The organism is Ureibacillus acetophenoni (assembly GCF_900220965.1).
Taxonomy (GTDB): Bacteria; Bacillota; Bacilli; order Bacillales_A; family Planococcaceae; genus Ureibacillus; species Ureibacillus acetophenoni.
Genome location: NZ_OBQC01000012.1, coordinates 67,504 through 85,231, shown reverse-complemented (window position 1 = coordinate 85,231; position 17,728 = coordinate 67,504). Strand labels below are relative to the sequence as shown.

Below are 17,728 nucleotides of genomic sequence, written 5' to 3'. Positions count from 1 at the left end.
GTTGTAGCCAAAAGATGTACCATAATTTCATTATAATCTAAGATACTTGTAATTTCTAAAATTACTAGATCTTTTGAAATATTGAAAGGAATAAAACATATGACGTATTTATCTATGATTTTTTTCCAAATTGTTGCACCCATTCTAATTTTACTAATTATAGGTGCAATACTTCAGAAGAAATTTAAATTTAATTTAAAAGCATTATCGCATTTAATTACCTATTGTTTTATGCCAGTAGCTGTTTTTATGAATTTATACGAAACGTCTGTTAATTTAAATGTATTAACCCAAGTAGCGATATTTATCTTTCTATTTATTGGGGCTAATATAATTTTAAGCCACTACATTGCAAAACTTCTTAAGTTGAATCGTACTGAATCTGCGGTATTTAAAAACAGTGTCGTCCTGATTAATTCAGGTAATTATGGTATCCCTGTTGCACAGCTGGTGTTTCAAACGCAACCAATAGGGGTAGCAATTCAAGTGATTCTAGTAATCTTTCAAAATGTCACGACTTATACTTATGGATTATATAATTTAATTTCTGCTACAAAGTCGGGGATTGAAATAGTAAAAGACTTTGTAAAAATGCCTATTTTGCATGCATTAATTATTGGGGTTAGTTTAAACATATTGAACATAAAGCTACCAGAAACATTAGTCATTCCTTTAAATCACATTGCTGATGGTTTTATAGCTATTGCTTTAATAACTCTAGGTGCACAATTGTCGCAAATAGAAATAAGAACAATCATCAATAAGACGATTATTATTAGTTGTTTTACTAGATTAATTGTTGGTCCTGCGTTGGCTTTACTTGTTATTTGGATACTGGGCCTTGAAGGAGTAGTAGCACAATCTTTGTTTATAGCAAGTGCTTTTCCTACCTCTAGAAATAGTTCGAGCTTAGCTTTAGAATATGATGTTGAATCTAATATTGCAGCTCAAACAGTTCTCTTTTCAACCATTGTTAGCTGTTTGACTGTTACTTTTGTAATTTATTTATCGACGATTTTGTTTGGATAAATGACCATAATACGTTACAAAAAACCCTATCTTAACGATGTTTAAGATAGGGTTTTTGTTATTTGGATAGCAATGTAAAGTTTTATATTGTGTTCATTTCAAAAATGAAATGATAATGCAGAGACACAATTAGTAGATTAGTAGTTTATTATTTTGCAGCTACTGTATTTTCATAAGGATTTGATAAATCCATGCCATCTAAAGATAGTCCCATAGCTTTCGCTACACCTTCACCGTATGCTGGATCAGCTAGGTAGCAGTGTAAAATATGTTTGCGTTTGATGAATTCTTCAACACCAGCCATGTTATCAGCAGTGTTTTGGAATAAACGCTCTTGTTCTTCAGCTGACATTAAACGGAATAACTTACCTGGTTGTTCGAAGAAGTTATTATCATCTTCGTTGAAGTCATAAATATCAGCTGGACCGTCTAAAGCTAGTGCCGGTTCTTTGTATTCTGGTTGTGGTTGGTTGTAACCATAGCTGTTTGGATAGTAAGTTAATGCACTACCGTTGTTTCCATCAGCACGACCTTGACCATCGCGGTGGTGAACCAAGAATGGACAGCGTGGTTGGTTTACTGGAATTTGGTGGCTATTAACACCTAAACGGTAACGAGCAGCATCTTGGTAAGCAAATAGACGTGCTTGTAACATACGGTCTGGTGAAAAGCCAATACCAGGTACTGTATTAGATGGAGCAAATGCTGCTTGCTCTACATCAGCAAAGTAGTTTTCTGGGTTACGATTTAACTCAAATTCACCAACTGGAATTAGTGGGTACTCAGATTTGTACCATACTTTTGTTAAATCGAATGGGTTATCTTTTGAGTTACGAGCTTGCTCTTCAGTCATTACTTGAATGTACATTTTCCATTTAGGGAAATCGCCTTTTTCAATTGCTTCGAATAAGTCACGTTGTGAAGACTCACGATCTTCACCGATTACTTTAGCAGCTTCATCAGCAGTTAAGTTTTTAATACCTTGTTCAGTGCGGAAGTGGAATTTCACATATACGCGCTCTCCAGCTTCGTTAATCATAGAGTAAGTGTGAGATCCGAATCCATGCATATTACGGTAACCTGCTGGAATACCACGGTCAGACATAACAATTGTTACTTGGTGTAATGCTTCTGGTAAGCTAGTCCAGAAATCCCAGTTACTATTTGCGTTATGCATATTTGTTTTAGGATCACGTTTTACAACATGGTTTAAATCTGTGAAATGTAATGGATCACGGAAGAAGAATACAGGTGTGTTGTTACCAACTAAATCCCAGTTACCTTCTTCAGTATAGAATTTTAGTGAGAAACCACGGATGTCACGTTCAGCATCAGCAGCACCACGTTCACCAGCAACTGTTGAGAAACGAGCGAACATTTCTGTTTTCTTACCAACTTCAGAGAAAATTTTTGCTTTTGTATATTTAGTAATATCGTGTGTAACAGTGAAAGTACCAAAAGCGCCAGATCCTTTTGCGTGCATACGACGCTCTGGAATTACTTCACGGTTAAAGTTAGCTAATTTTTCAATTAAAAATACGTCTTGTAATAAAATTGGGCCACGACGACCTGCTGTTAGGACATTATCATTGCTTACAACAGGAGCCCCAGCATTAGTAGTTAAACGTTGATTATTATTATTTGTCACGTTAATACCTCCCAAAGTATTCGATTAAATCTCTTCGAAAGTTAGTATAACAAATCCAGATAAAAATTTCTACTAAATTATAATAATTCTTTTTAAGGAATTGTTGTATTTTGTTGAAATGTGTAAAACGCCTTAAATAATAAGCTTTGGTTATAGCGTATTATGTGTGAAGTGTTACGTGTAAGTATTGATTTATAAATATTATGTCGCATTTTGTAGAATGAAGGGATTTAAAGGGGAATCATATTATACACACCTTTATCTTTATCAGTTGTGTGAAGTAATTTGGTTTAATTGAAAATTATAATTCTTTACTTAAGTTTATAATTGATAATAAAAAGCTCGGAAATTAGTTAAAATAGTAAAGGGAAAATAATCGAAGGGATTAAGAATATTGCAACTAACAATTACTTTTATAATCTTGGGAATTACAATTGCACTATTTATAACAAATCGAATACGAGGCGACTTAGTTGCTGTATTAGCACTCCTTGCCTTTGTAATAGTTGGGATATTAACTCCAACTGAAGCGCTAGCAGGCTTTTCAAATTCTGTAGTCATTATGATTGCTGCCTTATTTGTTGTAGGGGAAGGGTTATTGAGAACGGGTTTAGCGGGAATGGCAGGAAAGCTACTATTAAAGTGGTCTGGAAATAGTGAATTAAAACTTTTTGTTTTGTTATTAATCATTGTAGCGGTAGTAGGGTCTTTCATGGATAATACAGGGACATTTGCTTTAATGTTACCAATTGTAGTAAGTGTTGCAATTAGCATTAAAGTAAGTCCATCAAAGTACTTACTACCATTATCTTATATTGCAAGTATGTCAGGTTTAATGACACTCATTGCTTCTCCGCCAAACTTAATTGTCAGCCAGACGTTAGTTGATAATGGGTTCGAAAAACTTGGTTTTTTTGAAATTACTCCAATTGGTATAATTGCGACTATTATTGTCATTCTTTACTTAGTCGTTATTCGAAACAGGTTATTACCAAATGAGAAAAGTAGGGTGAACAAAGATGCTGGATATAAGCTTTCGCCTAAAAAGATTATTAAAGATTACCATTTGAAAGATCGACTATTCCAAATAAATATCCCAGAGAGTTCACAAATTATAGATAAACCGTTAGCAGAACTTAAGCTTCCTGCAAAATATCAAATCTTCATAATGACAATAAAACATAATTTTAATGATAGTAAAAATTTATTATCTCCGTTATCAAATCATGAAATGGCAGGACCCATGACAATTTTACATCCAAATGATGTGTTATTTGTTCAAGGGACAAAAGTAGATGTACTTAATTTTGTGAATGATTATGGTTTAGAGTTGAAGACGATGGATAATGAAGAAGCAGCGGAATTAATATCAAAGAAAATAGGATTAGCTGAAGTACTATTAACTCCCCAGTCACGGTTAATAAATGAAAAGGTTAGTCAAATTGGGTTCCGGGAAAAATATAACTTGAACATTTTAGGAATCAATCGAAAAGGTGATTACATATTGAAAAATATGGCCGACCAAAGGCTTAGCTTTGGTGATGCTATTTTAGGTCAAGGAACTTGGGAGGAAATAGACCAATTATCAAAAGAAACACAAGATGTAGTAGTTGTTGGGCAACCACGTGAGTTTGCTGGAGTTGTTGCTGCCACTGGTAAAGCGCCAATTGCTGGAATCATCTTATTACTTATGGTAGGGCTAATGGTATTCGAAGTATTTGATGCTGTAATCTCAGTGATGATTGGTGCAGTTTTAATGATTATCACAGGTTGTTTACGAAATATGGATGATGCTTATAGAAAGATAAACTTCGAAAGTATTGTACTTGTAGCAGCCATGCTACCAATGGCAACAGCACTTCAAAAGACTGGTGGCATGACATTATTATCAGATGGAATTATTAATATGCTTGGTCAATATGGAGCCTATGGAGTGCTTATAGGAGTTTATGTTTTAACAATTATTTTTGGTCAGTTTGTAAGTAATACTGCTACTGCAGTACTCTTCGCACCTATAGCAATGAATGCTGCGTTATTAATGGATGTCAATCCTTATACCTTTATGATTGCTGTTGCTGCGGCAGCTGGAATGGCTTTTGCAACGCCTATTGCCTCTCCAACAAATTCACTTGTATTAACAGCAGGTGGTTATAAATTCATGGACTTTGTACGTATCGGTGTTCCTTTACAAATCATTATGTTAGTTATCATGATGATTGTAATTCCATTGATATATCCATTTTAAAGATTAGATTATTAAATTGGGGTATCTAGGGAAATTCTCTGGATACCCCTTTTTTTTTCCTTGAAGTAAATTTCATCTTTCTTGAGATAAGACAATAACCCAATGAGGATTGTTTGAATAGGCTATGTCAAACATCAAAAAATTACTTTCTAAATAGGTGTTGTTGGGACGTAAAACGGCCTCATGATTGCAATTGATGGAGGAAATGTATGGATCTTATAGAGATTGAGCAATTTCTAATTCAATATAAAGAAGAGATGGATTTGTCGGATGAATGGTATAGGGAGAGAATCGGAGAAATAAAAGATATAGGTACATTTAAACCGACCTTTGACGAATTAACGTTTGGCACAAGGGTTGCATGGAGAAATAGCAACCGATGTATAGGTAGGTTGTTTTGGAAATCACTACACGTATTTGATGAACGTGAGTTAGAAGATGAGGAAGAAATTTTTAAAGCACTTCTTCGTCATATTGAATATGCAACGAATAATGGCAAAATTAAACCAGCCATTACAGTATTTAAACCTGGTGTTGTCCGTATATGGAATGAACAAATTATCCGCTATGCTGGATATGAAACGGATAATGGAGTTTTAGGTGATCCTAGTTCTATTACTTTTACGAAAGTATGCCAAGCTTTAGGATGGCTAGGAGAAGGTACACATTTTGATGTATTACCCATTGTTATTCAGGTAAATAATCGGACTCCAGTAATGTTTGAAATCCCAAAAGAGTATGTTCTGGAGGTTCCCATCACCCATCCTCAATTTGAGAAGTTTCATGAGCTTCAATTGAAATGGTATGCAGTCCCCATTATTTCAAATTTAAAGTTGAGTTTAGGCGGTATTGAGTTTCAAGCAGCACCTTTTAACGGTTGGTATATGGGAACTGAGATAGGAGCACGTAATTTAGCTGATGTTGACCGTTATAATATATTACCGAAAGTGGCTGAACTTATTGGTTTAAATACAACTTCAAACTCAAACTTGTGGAAGGATCGAGCGCTTGTTGAGTTAAATTTGGCAGTGTTGCACTCATATAAGGAAAAGGGAGTAAGTATAGTTGACCATCATACAGCGGCACAACAATTTAAAGTATTTGATCAACTTGAGAAGGAAAGTAACCGTGAAGTAACAGGGGATTGGAAGTGGCTTATTCCGCCTATGTCACCAGCTGCGACGCATATATTTCATCAACCTATCCCCAATATAATAAAAAAGCCTAATTATTTTTATCAAAAAGCACCGAACTATGATTTATATTTATAAAAATAGAAGTGGTACAATTGAAAATTTAGTTGTACCACTTCTATTATTTTGTCTCTAAAATCATTTCAATTAACTCATCACGGTCAATAAGGAATACTTCATTTGATTCCGCTAAATTCATGGCTTGTTTAGTAAAATAACTATTCGTTACAACCCACGCTTCCGTTGCTTCATACATTTTTAAAGCACCGATTACCTCTTGAACCGCTTTAACACCTACAGAACCAGAATACCTTTTTGCCTGGACAACAATTATATCTTCTTTATCTTCTAATATTAAGTCTGCACCATAGTCTGATGATGCTTTCGTATAAGAAATATTAAATCCTCTTCTTATAAATAGTTCACCAAGATACTGTTCAAATTCTTCACCGGTCATTTCATCAATATCATAAATGCCAGCTTTTCTAAATTTAGCTGTAGCACGCGATTTTCTCCATAACTTAAAAATGATAAATAAAATAAGTGCAGCAATAATAGCAGCGAAGATTCCTTCTTTTGTCTGTGTATAATACCAACCGATATATCCAATTATAAGTAAAATTAATAACGGAATGAGTGTTAATCTACTTTTTTTATTTTCTTTTTCTTTTCGCAAATCTATGAACTCCTTTATGGAAATTACATACTATATTGTAACATAAAAGAGTACATATGTTTGCGTTTTACAAATAACGATTTTTTGAACTAACGAATGTAAATATAAATAACAAAATTGATACGACTATAAATAAAATAACAGGTATTGACCAGCTATTTGTCTTATCATGCAAATAGCCAAATAGTACAGGGCCGATTGCTGCCAATAAGTACCCAACTGATTGAGCAAACCCGGATATTTGTGATGCTTCATAGGCTGTCTTAGTTCGTAATATAAATAACATCATACAAAGACCGAACGATGTACCAGAGGCAATACCTAAACAAATCATCCAAATAATAGTTAACTCAGTGAAGTTAAAGTAAATCCCCGAAAAAGCTATTAAATAAAATAGCGTAAATAACCAAACGATGGAACGTTGAGAACTTAACTTTTCAGCGAAAATTGGTATTAAGAACGTCATAGGGATTTGAGAATATTGCATGATTGATGTCATCCAACCCGCACTTTCTGCACTAAACCCTTGTGAGATTAGAATTTCTGGCATCCAAGTAGCGGAACAGTAGAAAAGAAGTGATTGTAATCCCATCGCAAATGCTATTGCCCAAGCAAGTGGTGATTTCCATAACTTTTTTTCTGCACTATTTAAACCTGTAGCAGTTAGGTTGTTTAAGTTTACCTTTTCGCCCCGGAGTAAGGGAATCCACACAATCATCGTAATTAAAGTTAAAGTAATCGGGAATGCAAGAGACCCTTGCCATCCAAACGTTGGATTTGATGCAATCGGTTGACTAATTCCAAGTATTATTCCTGCAGAAATATTCATTGAGACTGTATAGATTCCAGTTAATAAACCAGTTTTGTTAGGATACCTTAGTTTAAAAAAGCCTGGAAACAATACATTTCCAAATGCAATTGCTATACCAATTAATACTGTCCCAATAATAAGAAATGAAGTAGTGCCTAATGACCTTATAACAATTCCTGTAGTAAGTAGGATAACAGAGTAAAATAATGTGGATTCCATTCCTAATTTTCGTGCGATTCTTGGTGCGAAGGGTGAAACAACTGAAAATGCTAGAAGAGGAATGGTTGTTAAAAAACCAGCGAGTACATTTGAAATTCCAAGCCCTTCTCGAATATAGGAAATAATTGGGCCAACCCCAGTTAAAGGAGTTCGAAGTATTGATGCAAAAGAGATGATGGCAATAACAAATAATATTGTAGAAACATGAAGATGTTTTTGGTTTTTGGGTGATTTATATGTATCCATGATTTCCCTCCCCTAAGAGTGAAAATAAGTACTTAAACAATTGCACAAATTAATAATACAACTTGTAGAATTGATTAGGATAGTAACTAAAGTTACTTATTTAGAACAAAATATTCTCCTTTAATGGTTCTAACAAGTTATAATATAGGGTTGGTAAATGAAGATAATCAATTAAATCATTATACTTTACATAGGTGACATCAAAGGAGATTACAACATGAGTGAACAGCAGATCGGCACAAATGCCAATCAACAAAAATTAAAGCGTAATTTAAAAAGTCGACATATAGCGATGATATCGTTAGGCGGGACGATTGGGACAGGCCTATTTCTAGCAAGTGGTGCTTCCATTGCCCAAGCAGGTCCAGGAGGCGCATTAGTTGCATATGGAATTATTGGAATTATGGTTTATTTTCTAATGACAAGTTTAGGTGAAATGGCAGCTTATATGCCGACATCTGGATCCTTTAGTACGTACGCAACAAAATTTGTAGATCCCGCGTTAGGTTTTGCAATGGGTTGGAACTATTGGTACAACTGGGCAATTACAATCGCTGCAGAAATAGCGGCAGTTAATTTAATTATGAAATATTGGTTTCCTGATAGTTCTTCTGTACTTTGGATTGTTCTTTTTATAGCAGTTGTTTTAACGTTTAACTTACTTTCTGTAAAAGCGTATGGTGAAAGTGAATATTGGTTTGCAATGATTAAAGTAGTGACAGTAATTGTCTTTATTATCGTATCATTTTTAATGATTATAGGTATTTTAGGTGGAAATGATCCAGTTGGATTTGAAAATTTCTTTGTTGGAGATGCACCTTTTAATGGTGGGTTTTTAGCTATCTTTGGTATTTTTCTAGCTGCAGGTTTTTCATTCCAAGGGACTGAATTGTTAGGGATTACAGCTGGAGAAACAGATGATCCCGGAAAGAATATTCCACGAGCAGTTCGATCTGTCTTTTGGAGAATTTTACTTTTCTACATTTTAGCCATTTTTGCAATAGGACTACTTATTCCTTATACGGATCCTAGACTCTTATCAGAAGATATAGCAGTTTCTCCGTTCACATTAGTGTTTGATAAGTTAGGGATTGCATTTGCTGCATCTGTTATGAATGCAATTATACTAACAGCAATGCTTTCAGCAGGGAATTCTGGTCTATATGCATCTTCTAGAATGCTTTATCAGCTTGCATTGGATGGCAAAGCTCCAAAAATGTTTGCGAAGTTAAGTAAAAATGGTGTACCGTATTATGCTTTACTCGCAACGTTAGCAATTGGTTGTTTAGCATTTTTATCATCGTTCTTTGGTGATGGAATTGTCTATATATGGCTTTTAAATGCTTCTGGTTTATCAGGTTTTATCGCGTGGGTTGGAATTGCGATTAGCCATTATCGTTTTAGAAAAGCATTTATTGTACAAGGGAGAAGTCTAGGGGAGCTTCCATATAGAGCGAGACTTTATCCATTTGGACCGCTTTTTGCATTTATAGTTTGTTTAATTGTCATTGCAGGACAAAACTACACAGCCTTTACTGGAGGTTCAATTGATTGGTATGGGATTGCCGTTTCCTATATTGGTATTCCATTATTTTTAATTCTTTGGTTTGGTTATAAAATAAAACATAAAACAAAGATCGTACCGTTAGAAAAATGTGATTTAAATAATAATGATTAATAGTAGGGGACGTCTAACTTTTTGAGACGTCCCTTTTTAGTGGGAGTAGATTTTTGCATTAGGTATAGAAAGCTTTTGTTTTGTGGGTTGAATTGCTGTAATCTTACATATAATTACTTTAATTCATATATTTATTAACAACAGACGCTTGTTATAATGGTTCTACAAATAGGTAATTCTAAAGAATGTAGATAAAGGATGTTGAGAATATGACTGTGTCGGCAGGCTTTTACAAGAAAATTGAACAATGGGTAGTGGATTCAAAGGAACAAAAAATTGCCTTTCAACCATTTCAAGCAAATGGTAATCCATACAAATCAAATATTTTCATCATTGGTGCAACTCCAGAACCATTTCTTCAAATTGATTTGGATGATTTAGATATATTTGCTGAGTCATTAGTAAGTAGTAACGAATTTCAAGAACTATTTTCTGAAGAGATAAAAACAGCATCCCGTGAATATAAAGGTTGTTTAAATTTTATGAAATGGATGAAAACAAATTACGGTGAGAATGTTCTGTTATCTTATTTAAATTGTTTATATGTAGAAGATAGTCGTCAATTTAAGGAAATGAAAAAACAAAACAATCATTTGTATCATTTGTATGAAAGAGGTTTAGCAATTTTGCAGGAACTTCTGAATGAGTTTGCACCAAAAGTTGTAATTGTACAGGGTGCTACTAATTGGAAACAGTTTCTTGAACTATATGGAGAACAATTAACAGTAGTTGCTGATTTAAATCAGTCTGTTCAACAGTTAGAGACACAAGGGGTTTTAGCTAAACTTACTTTAGAAAATGGAGAAATTGTAAACATTTTAGCTTGCCGTAGTTTAGGGAACTTTGGGAAGACGGGAACATCTTTTAGTGTATTAAAACAAACAATAAATGATTTATTATCATAATTACTTGTAGTGAATATTCTGAAAAGGCGAACGTTAATATAGTAAATGTCATTTTTCTTTAACAAATCCCGAATAATTGTTTAATATTTTCCTAAATTATATTGCATTCGACTTCATTCGTGTTTATAATTGGGTACGTTCTTATAAAAATTAACAATAAAAAACTTAATATATCACTCATATAATCGCGGGGATATGGCTCGCAAGTTTCTACCGACTTACCGTAAATAAGTCGACTATGAGAGACAATAGAAATGGATAAACTTTTTCAGATTATCTATTTACTTTCGTATATACACCCGAAAGGCTTGTTGACTCATAGAGGAAATAAGCTTTCGGGTTTTTTGTTATTTTTCGGGATTTATTATTAGGAAGGTAGGTAATTAGTTATGAAATTATTGAAAGAGAAAATTATGAACGACGGCAAAGTTTTATCAGATACAGTACTTAAAGTTGATTCATTTTTAAATCACCAAATTGATCCTCTACTAATGAAGGAAATCGGTGAGGAATTTGCCAACCGTTTTACAGATGAAGTAATCACAAAAATTTTAACGATTGAATCATCAGGAATTGCTCCATCAACAATGTTAGGTTTGACGATTGGTGCGCCTGTCGTTTTCGCTCGTAAAAGAAAGTCGTTAACTCTATCAGGAAATTTATATTCTTCAAAAGTACATTCATTTACAAAAAATGAAACAAATGAAATATCCGTATCAAAAGATTTCCTATCACCAGATGATAATGTTCTAATTGTTGATGATTTTTTAGCAAACGGTGAAGCAGTAAAAGGACTATTAGATATTGCACAACAATCAGGTGCAACAGTAGTTGGTGTTGGTATTGTTATTGAAAAGGGCTTCCAACAAGGTGGTCAAATTTTAAGAGAACAAGGTATTCGAGTGGAATCATTAGCTAATATAAAATCGTTAGCGAATGGTCAAATTGAATTTTTTGACTATTAAAGAGCTTAATTTGAACTGTTATGGCTGAATACTAAACAAATAACATTGGAGGATTATTTCCCATGAACAAGGCAAAAGAATTTACTCTTGGTATACAGCATTTGCTCGCAATGTATGCGGGGGCTATATTAGTTCCTATTATTATTGGTGGGGCATTGCAATTTTCTACTGAACAAATGACATATTTAGTTGCAATCGACATTATGATGTGTGGACTTGCAACAATCTTACAAGTATTGCGTGGTAAGTTTTTCGGAATTGGATTACCAGTCGTATTAGGTTGTACGTTTACAGCGGTAACACCAATTATTGCGATTGGTTCTGATAAAGGAGTAGGCGCGGTGTACGGAGCAATTATTGCTTCAGGACTTATCATCGTTCTTATCTCAGGTATTTTTGGAAAACTTGTAAAATTTTTCCCACCAGTTGTTACTGGATCTGTAGTAACGATTATTGGTATTTCTCTAATTCCTGTCGCTCTTAATAATATGGGTGGAGGACAAGGTGCAGAAGACTTTGGTTCAGCTTTTAATATTTCATTAGCAATGATTACATTAGTAGTAATTCTATTAATCTATCGTTTTGCTACTGGGTTTGTTCGTTCGATATCTATCTTATTAGGTTTAGTAATTGGAACAGTAACTGCAGGCTTCTTAGGAAAAATTGATTTTACGCCGGTTACTGAAGCTGGTTGGTTACATATGGTTCAACCGTTTTATTTCGGTACGCCAACGTTTGATATTGCGGCTATTCTAACAATGACTTTAGTAGGGATGGTTTCTTTAGTAGAATCTTCAGGTGTCTACTATGCATTAAGTGATATTACGAAAGAAAAGCTAGATTCGAAGGATTTAGCACGTGGTTATCGTTCAGAAGGATTAGCTTCAATTATTGGTGGGATCTTTAATGCATTCCCATATACAACGTTTTCTCAAAACGTAGGTCTATTAAAAATGACAGGTGTGAAATCTCGTCGAGTAATTATGATTACTGGTGTACTTCTTGTTGCACTTGGCTTTTTACCAAAAATCGCTGCGTTAACGCAAATTATTCCTACAGCAGTTTTAGGTGCTGCAATGCTTGCGATGTTTGGGATGGTTGTAACACAAGGTATTACAATGTTAGCTCCAGAAATTGTTCGCACACCAGAAAATGCAATGGTTGCTGCAATCGCAGTAGGGCTAGGTGCTGGAGTAGCATTCGTACCATCTATCTTTGCAGTTCTACCAGAATGGGCTTCAATTTTAACGTCAAATGGAATTGTTTGTGGTTCTATAACTGCCATTGTTTTAAACTTCCTATTTAATATGATTGGCCCGAAAAAAGAGCCAATTCCAGTAGAGCCAGCTACAGTTAAATAAAGTGAGTAAGAGTGCTGCAAAACGATTGAGTTTTGTAGCATTTTTTTATTCCGCTAGGTTGAGATTTTGTTCAGGCTTTCGGATGAAGGACATTTGGATGTGGAAATGATAGGGAAATGTCTTTTATAGTGCTTCTAAAAGACAAAACGAATGGAAAACTAATGCGAAATGTCTTTTATAGTGCTTCTAAAGGACAAGACGAAGTGAAAACTCATATGAAATGTCTTTTATAGTGCTTCTAAAGGACAAGACGAAGTGAAAACTCATATGAAATGTCTTTTATAGTGCTTCTAAAGGACAAAACGAATGGAAAACTAATGCGAAATGTCTTTTATAGTGCTTCTAAAGGACAAAACGAAGTGAAAACTCATATGAAATGTCTTTTATAGTGCTTCTAAAGGACAAAATGAATGGAAAACTCATATGAAATGTCTTTTATAGTGCTTCTAAAGGACAAAACGAATGGAAAACTAATGCGAAATGTCTTTTATAGTGCTTCTAAAGGACAAAACGAAGTGAAAACTCATATGAAATGTCTTTTATAGTGCTTCTAAAGGACAAAATGAATGGAAAACTAATACGAAATGTCTTTTATAGGGCTTCTAAAGGACAAGACGAAGTGAAAACTCATACGAAATGTCTTTTATAGTGCTTCTAAAGGACAAAACGAAGTGAAAACTCATACGAAATGTCTTTTATAGTGCTTCTAAAAGACAAAACGAATGGAAAACTAATGCGAAATGTCTTTTATAAGGCTTCTAAAGGACAAGATGAAGTGAAAACTCATACAAAATGTCCTTTATCCAGCTTCTAAAGACAGATATGGGTTGAAATTACATGAAAATAAGTATTGATATGGTTGATAAAGACCATTTTGCGGTCGAAGTAACATGAAAATAGTCCTCATAAGGGTATATCGGAATGAAAATCTCGTGAGAAGGACATAGCCGAACAATGAATGACAATGCATAAGAAAGAACTAAAAAGGAGGCTGTCGCAACAGCCTCCGTAATCATTATTCCGCATTTGGATAAATCATTTTCTTCGGATCGATATATTGTTCAAATTGCTCTTCAGTCAATAACCCTAGTGCAAGTGCTGCTTCTTTTAATGTAGTCCCATCTTTGTGGGCTGTCTTTGCAATTTTCGCAGCGTTTTCGTAGCCAATATAAGGATTTAAAGCTGTTACAAGCATTAATGAGTTCTCGAGATTACGCTCTAGAATTTCAGTATTTGGTTCAATACCTACAGCACAGTTATCATTGAATGATTTCATTGCATCGGCAAGTAATCTTGATGATTGTAGGAAGTTATAAATGATCACAGGTTTAAATACGTTTAATTCAAAATTCCCTTGGCTTGCAGCAAAAGCAATTGTTGCATCATTTCCAATCACTTGAGTAACAACCATCGTTAATGCTTCAGATTGAGTAGGGTTTACTTTACCTGGCATGATGGAACTTCCAGGTTCATTTTCAGGAATTGTAATCTCGCCAATACCACTACGTGGACCACTTGCTAACCAACGTACATCATTTGCGATTTTCATTAAATCAGCGGCTAATGCTTTTAATGCGCCATGAGCGGTAACGATTTCGTCGTGACTTGTTAATGCATGGAATTTGTTTTCTGCTGATACAAAAGATTTACCTGTAATCTTGCTGATTTCTTCTGCAACCATCTCACCAAAATTAGGATGAGCATTGATACCAGTTCCAACAGCTGTACCACCAATTGCAAGTTCCCTTAAAAACTCCTTCGTTACTTGAATCATTTTTTCGGATTTGACTAGCATATGATGCCAACCACTGATTTCTTGACCAAGTGTTAAAGGTGTTGCGTCTTGTAAATGGGTGCGACCAATCTTAATAATATCTTTAAAGGTTTCTGCCTTTTCTCTTAAAGTTTCCTTTAATAATTGGAGTCGAGGCAGTAAATAATCCTCAACAGATTCAACTGCTGCAATATGTAAGGCAGTTGGGAATGTATCGTTTGAGCTTTGTGATTTGTTAACATCATCATTAGGATGTACACGTTCTTGTGACCCTTGTTCTTCTAGTAGTTGATTTGCGCGGTGAGCAATTACTTCGTTCACATTCATGTTTGATTGAGTACCACTACCAGTTTGCCATACCACTAAAGGGAATTCATCATCCCATTTACCACTAAGAATCTCATCTGCTGCAGTTGCAATTGCATTAGCTTTTGTTTCAGATAATTTTCCTAATTTGTTATTTGTAATCGCGGCAGCCTTCTTTAGAATGGCAAAGGAACGAATAATTTCAATAGGCATTTTTTCTTGACCAATTTGGAAATTCTCCTTACTTCTTTGAGTTTGAGCGCCCCAAATCTTATCTGCGGGTACACGAACTTCGCCTAATGTATCTTTTTCAATACGATAATCCATTCTTTCAACCCCTCTATATTGTTATATTTTAGTTATACATCAAAAATGAACACAATATCTAGTAATAAGGCTGTAGCAAAATTACCGCTACAGCCGATTTATGCGTCATACAACGCTAATTGTCATTTAAGGAGCCGCTAGCATGTAAAATAGTGAGGTGAGACTCCTTTTTAATGAGAATAAAAGATCGAATACTTTTAGGGGGGGTACAGATCTAATTCCATTCTCTATGATAACGATAATCGTTATCAATTGGAGTGTCAAATAAATTCTGAGAAGTACCCATAAATTTTTCGAATAGCATTTAAGTATTAAACTAAAAATAGCCAAGTAATCATGAGGTATTATGAACTATTTACTCACTTAATAGCTACCACTCAGACTGTTGCATTTCCTCCGCTATAATTTGTAGGTCATAAGCGTTAATGATAATCAATTCATAATCGTGCTTCTCTATATACTTATCTACTAACCTTTTCAAATATTTAGGAGAACCTTCATTTTCTTCATCATAGATTAATAAAAGTGCATCCGTATTTTGAATGATGAACTTATCCTTTTCAGAAAATTGCCAAGGTGCCTCATAGGGCCTTTTAGTAACACTAGTTACAAAATCTGCTTGGCTTACTATATAATTATATTTTTGCTGTTTCACTTCATTCCAATTTTTCTCTTGTTCTAAGAAAGGGGTAATGATGGAGTATTTTAACTGAGGAAATTCTTTTCGCAGTTCAATGACAACTTCTGCTGCCCATGTTTCTACACCCTGGCCACCGCTAATCACAACCCATTCTAGCCCATCGTCTAATAATTCCCTTAATGTATTTTCAATTGCCTTTTTAATAATCGGTATACCTGGATGCTTGTCATTAAATATCCCTAGTTCGTGAGCGCGGTAACCTGATACGTAGAGACTTTTAATCATTTTATAAACTCCTTTACCTAAATGTTTACTATAACTATAAATGATTTTTGAATGAAAAAGAAAAAAGAAGCCATTCGAAATTAGTTCGAATAGCCTCTAGTTAAATTTTAAGCAAATACTTTTTTAATTCTTTCAAGTGCCCAGTCAAGTTCTTCTTTACTAATAATTAATGGCGGAGCAAAGCGAATCACATAATCATGCGTTTCTTTACATAGTAAGCCAAGATCTTTTAACTCTTCACAATATTTACGAGCGGGTACAGTTAACTCGACACCAATAAATAATCCTTTTCCACGAACGTCTTTAATAACAGGGTTACTAATTGTACTTAATTGTGTTTGGAAGTAGTTCCCTAACTCTAAAGAACGCTCTGTTAAATTTTCTTCTTCTAGAACTTCTAAAGAGGCAATAGATACCGCACAAGCAAGTGGGTTCCCACCAAAAGTGGAACCGTGTGATCCTGGGTTAAGTACACCAAGGATATCGTCATTTGCGCAAACTGCAGAGATTGGCATTACTCCGCCACCAAGTGCTTTTCCAAGGATAATGACATCAGGAGTAGCATCATCCCATTGGTGAGCGAACATTTTACCTGTTCGAGAAAGACCAGTTTGGATTTCATCAGTCATGAACAGCACATTGTTTTCTTTACAAAGTTGTTCAGCTTGTTTTAAGAAACCTTCTGGTGGAATGACAATTCCTGCTTCACCTTGGATTGGCTCTACTAGAAAAGCTGCTGTATTTGGAGTAATTGCAGCTTTTAGAGCTTCAATATCCCCATATGGGATTAATTTGATTCCTTCAAGCATTGGACCAAATCCGCGTTTATATTCAGCTTCCGATGATAACGATACCGCTGCCATTGTACGACCATGGAAGTTCCCGTTACAGCCGATAATTTCAGCTTTATTCGGTTCAACACCTTTTACTTCATAAGCCCAACGACGAGCCACTTTAAGTGCTGATTCCACAGCTTCTGCACCAGTGTTCATTGGTAAAATCATATTTTTACCCGTTAATTTAGTTAACTTTTCATACCATGGACCAAGTTGGTCGTTGTGGAACGCACGTGAAGTCAAAGTTACACGGTCTGCTTGATCTTTTAATGCTTGAATAATTTTTGGATGGCGGTGGCCTTGGTTAACTGCTGAATAAGCAGATAGCATATCCATATATTTATTGCCTTCAGGGTCTTTTACCCAGACACCTTCAGCTTCTGATACGACAATTGGAAGTGGATGATAATTGTGTGCACCGAATTTTTCAGTTTTTTCAATTAGGTTAGCAGATGTTGTGTTTGTCAAAGTAATTCCTCCCTATAACTAATGTCTTATATCTGATAATGTGTAGAACCAAATGGGATCAACACAGAAAAGAACGTTAAAATACTCATCATTCATTTATTTCTAAACACGGACTA

At 34.7% G+C, this 17,728-nt stretch carries 13 protein-coding genes and 1 riboswitch; of the genes, 7 read left to right on the top strand and 6 right to left on the bottom strand.

From position 1 onward, the window contains the following. Positions 1-99 precede the first annotated feature (99 nt). The gene (locus CRO45_RS14975; protein ID WP_097150433.1) at positions 100-1,029 is read left to right on the top strand and encodes an AEC family transporter; all 930 of its coding nucleotides are present in this window, start codon (positions 100-102) and stop codon (positions 1,027-1,029) included. 148 nt (positions 1,030-1,177) lie between these two features. On the opposite strand, the gene CRO45_RS14970 is transcribed toward CRO45_RS14975, so the two are convergent. Next, positions 1,178-2,677 (bottom strand): catalase, encoded by a 1,500-nt coding sequence (locus CRO45_RS14970; RefSeq protein WP_408057158.1) that lies wholly within the window; start codon positions 2,675-2,677, stop codon positions 1,178-1,180. Between the two features lie 394 nt (positions 2,678-3,071). Between CRO45_RS14970 and CRO45_RS14965 the strand changes: the two genes are divergently transcribed. Continuing rightward, positions 3,072-4,922, top strand: a complete 1,851-nt coding sequence (locus CRO45_RS14965; protein ID WP_097150432.1) for an SLC13 family permease — start codon at positions 3,072-3,074, stop codon at positions 4,920-4,922. Positions 4,923-5,131: 209 nt separating this feature from the next. Beyond that, complete coding sequence (locus CRO45_RS14960) at positions 5,132-6,193, top strand: nitric oxide synthase oxygenase (RefSeq protein ID WP_097150431.1); 1,062 nt, start codon at positions 5,132-5,134, stop codon at positions 6,191-6,193. A 43-nt stretch (positions 6,194-6,236) separates the two neighbouring features. Here the strand turns inward: CRO45_RS14960 and CRO45_RS14955 are convergent, their stop codons facing one another. Beyond that, the gene (locus CRO45_RS14955) at positions 6,237-6,791 is read right to left on the bottom strand and encodes a restriction endonuclease (protein WP_097150430.1); all 555 of its coding nucleotides are present in this window, start codon (positions 6,789-6,791) and stop codon (positions 6,237-6,239) included. A 67-nt stretch (positions 6,792-6,858) separates the two neighbouring features. Continuing rightward, a complete protein-coding gene (locus CRO45_RS14950; RefSeq protein ID WP_097150429.1) occupies positions 6,859-8,067 on the bottom strand; it encodes a CynX/NimT family MFS transporter in 1,209 nt (402 codons plus the stop codon). A gap of 217 nt (positions 8,068-8,284) precedes the next feature. On the opposite strand from CRO45_RS14950, the gene CRO45_RS14945 reads away from it, so the two are divergent. The 4 genes from CRO45_RS14945 to CRO45_RS14930 all read left to right on the top strand — a co-directional run bounded on the left by CRO45_RS14945 (position 8,285) and on the right by CRO45_RS14930 (position 12,976). Beyond that, entirely contained in the window at positions 8,285-9,745 is a 1,461-nt protein-coding gene (locus CRO45_RS14945; protein WP_097150428.1) for an amino acid permease, read from the top strand. A 209-nt stretch (positions 9,746-9,954) separates the two neighbouring features. Next, the gene (locus CRO45_RS14940; protein WP_097150427.1) at positions 9,955-10,650 is read left to right on the top strand and encodes a hypothetical protein; all 696 of its coding nucleotides are present in this window, start codon (positions 9,955-9,957) and stop codon (positions 10,648-10,650) included. 157 nt (positions 10,651-10,807) lie between these two features. Next, positions 10,808-10,909: riboswitch (purine riboswitch) on the top strand. A gap of 130 nt (positions 10,910-11,039) precedes the next feature. Then, positions 11,040-11,615 (top strand): xanthine phosphoribosyltransferase, encoded by a 576-nt coding sequence (locus CRO45_RS14935; RefSeq protein ID WP_097150426.1) that lies wholly within the window; start codon positions 11,040-11,042, stop codon positions 11,613-11,615. A 62-nt stretch (positions 11,616-11,677) separates the two neighbouring features. After that, positions 11,678-12,976, top strand: a complete 1,299-nt coding sequence (locus CRO45_RS14930) for a nucleobase:cation symporter-2 family protein (RefSeq protein ID WP_097150425.1) — start codon at positions 11,678-11,680, stop codon at positions 12,974-12,976. A gap of 1,015 nt (positions 12,977-13,991) precedes the next feature. Here the strand turns inward: CRO45_RS14930 and fumC are convergent. From fumC to CRO45_RS14915, 3 genes are all read right to left on the bottom strand, one after another. Then, positions 13,992-15,383, bottom strand: coding sequence for a class II fumarate hydratase (gene fumC, locus CRO45_RS14925; RefSeq protein WP_097150424.1), 1,392 nt, complete (start codon positions 15,381-15,383; stop codon positions 13,992-13,994). 370 nt (positions 15,384-15,753) lie between these two features. Further along, the gene (locus CRO45_RS14920; protein WP_097150423.1) at positions 15,754-16,308 is read right to left on the bottom strand and encodes a DUF1273 domain-containing protein; all 555 of its coding nucleotides are present in this window, start codon (positions 16,306-16,308) and stop codon (positions 15,754-15,756) included. A 107-nt stretch (positions 16,309-16,415) separates the two neighbouring features. Beyond that, complete coding sequence (locus CRO45_RS14915) at positions 16,416-17,612, bottom strand: ornithine--oxo-acid transaminase (protein WP_097150422.1); 1,197 nt, start codon at positions 17,610-17,612, stop codon at positions 16,416-16,418. Positions 17,613-17,728: the final 116 nt, after the last annotated feature.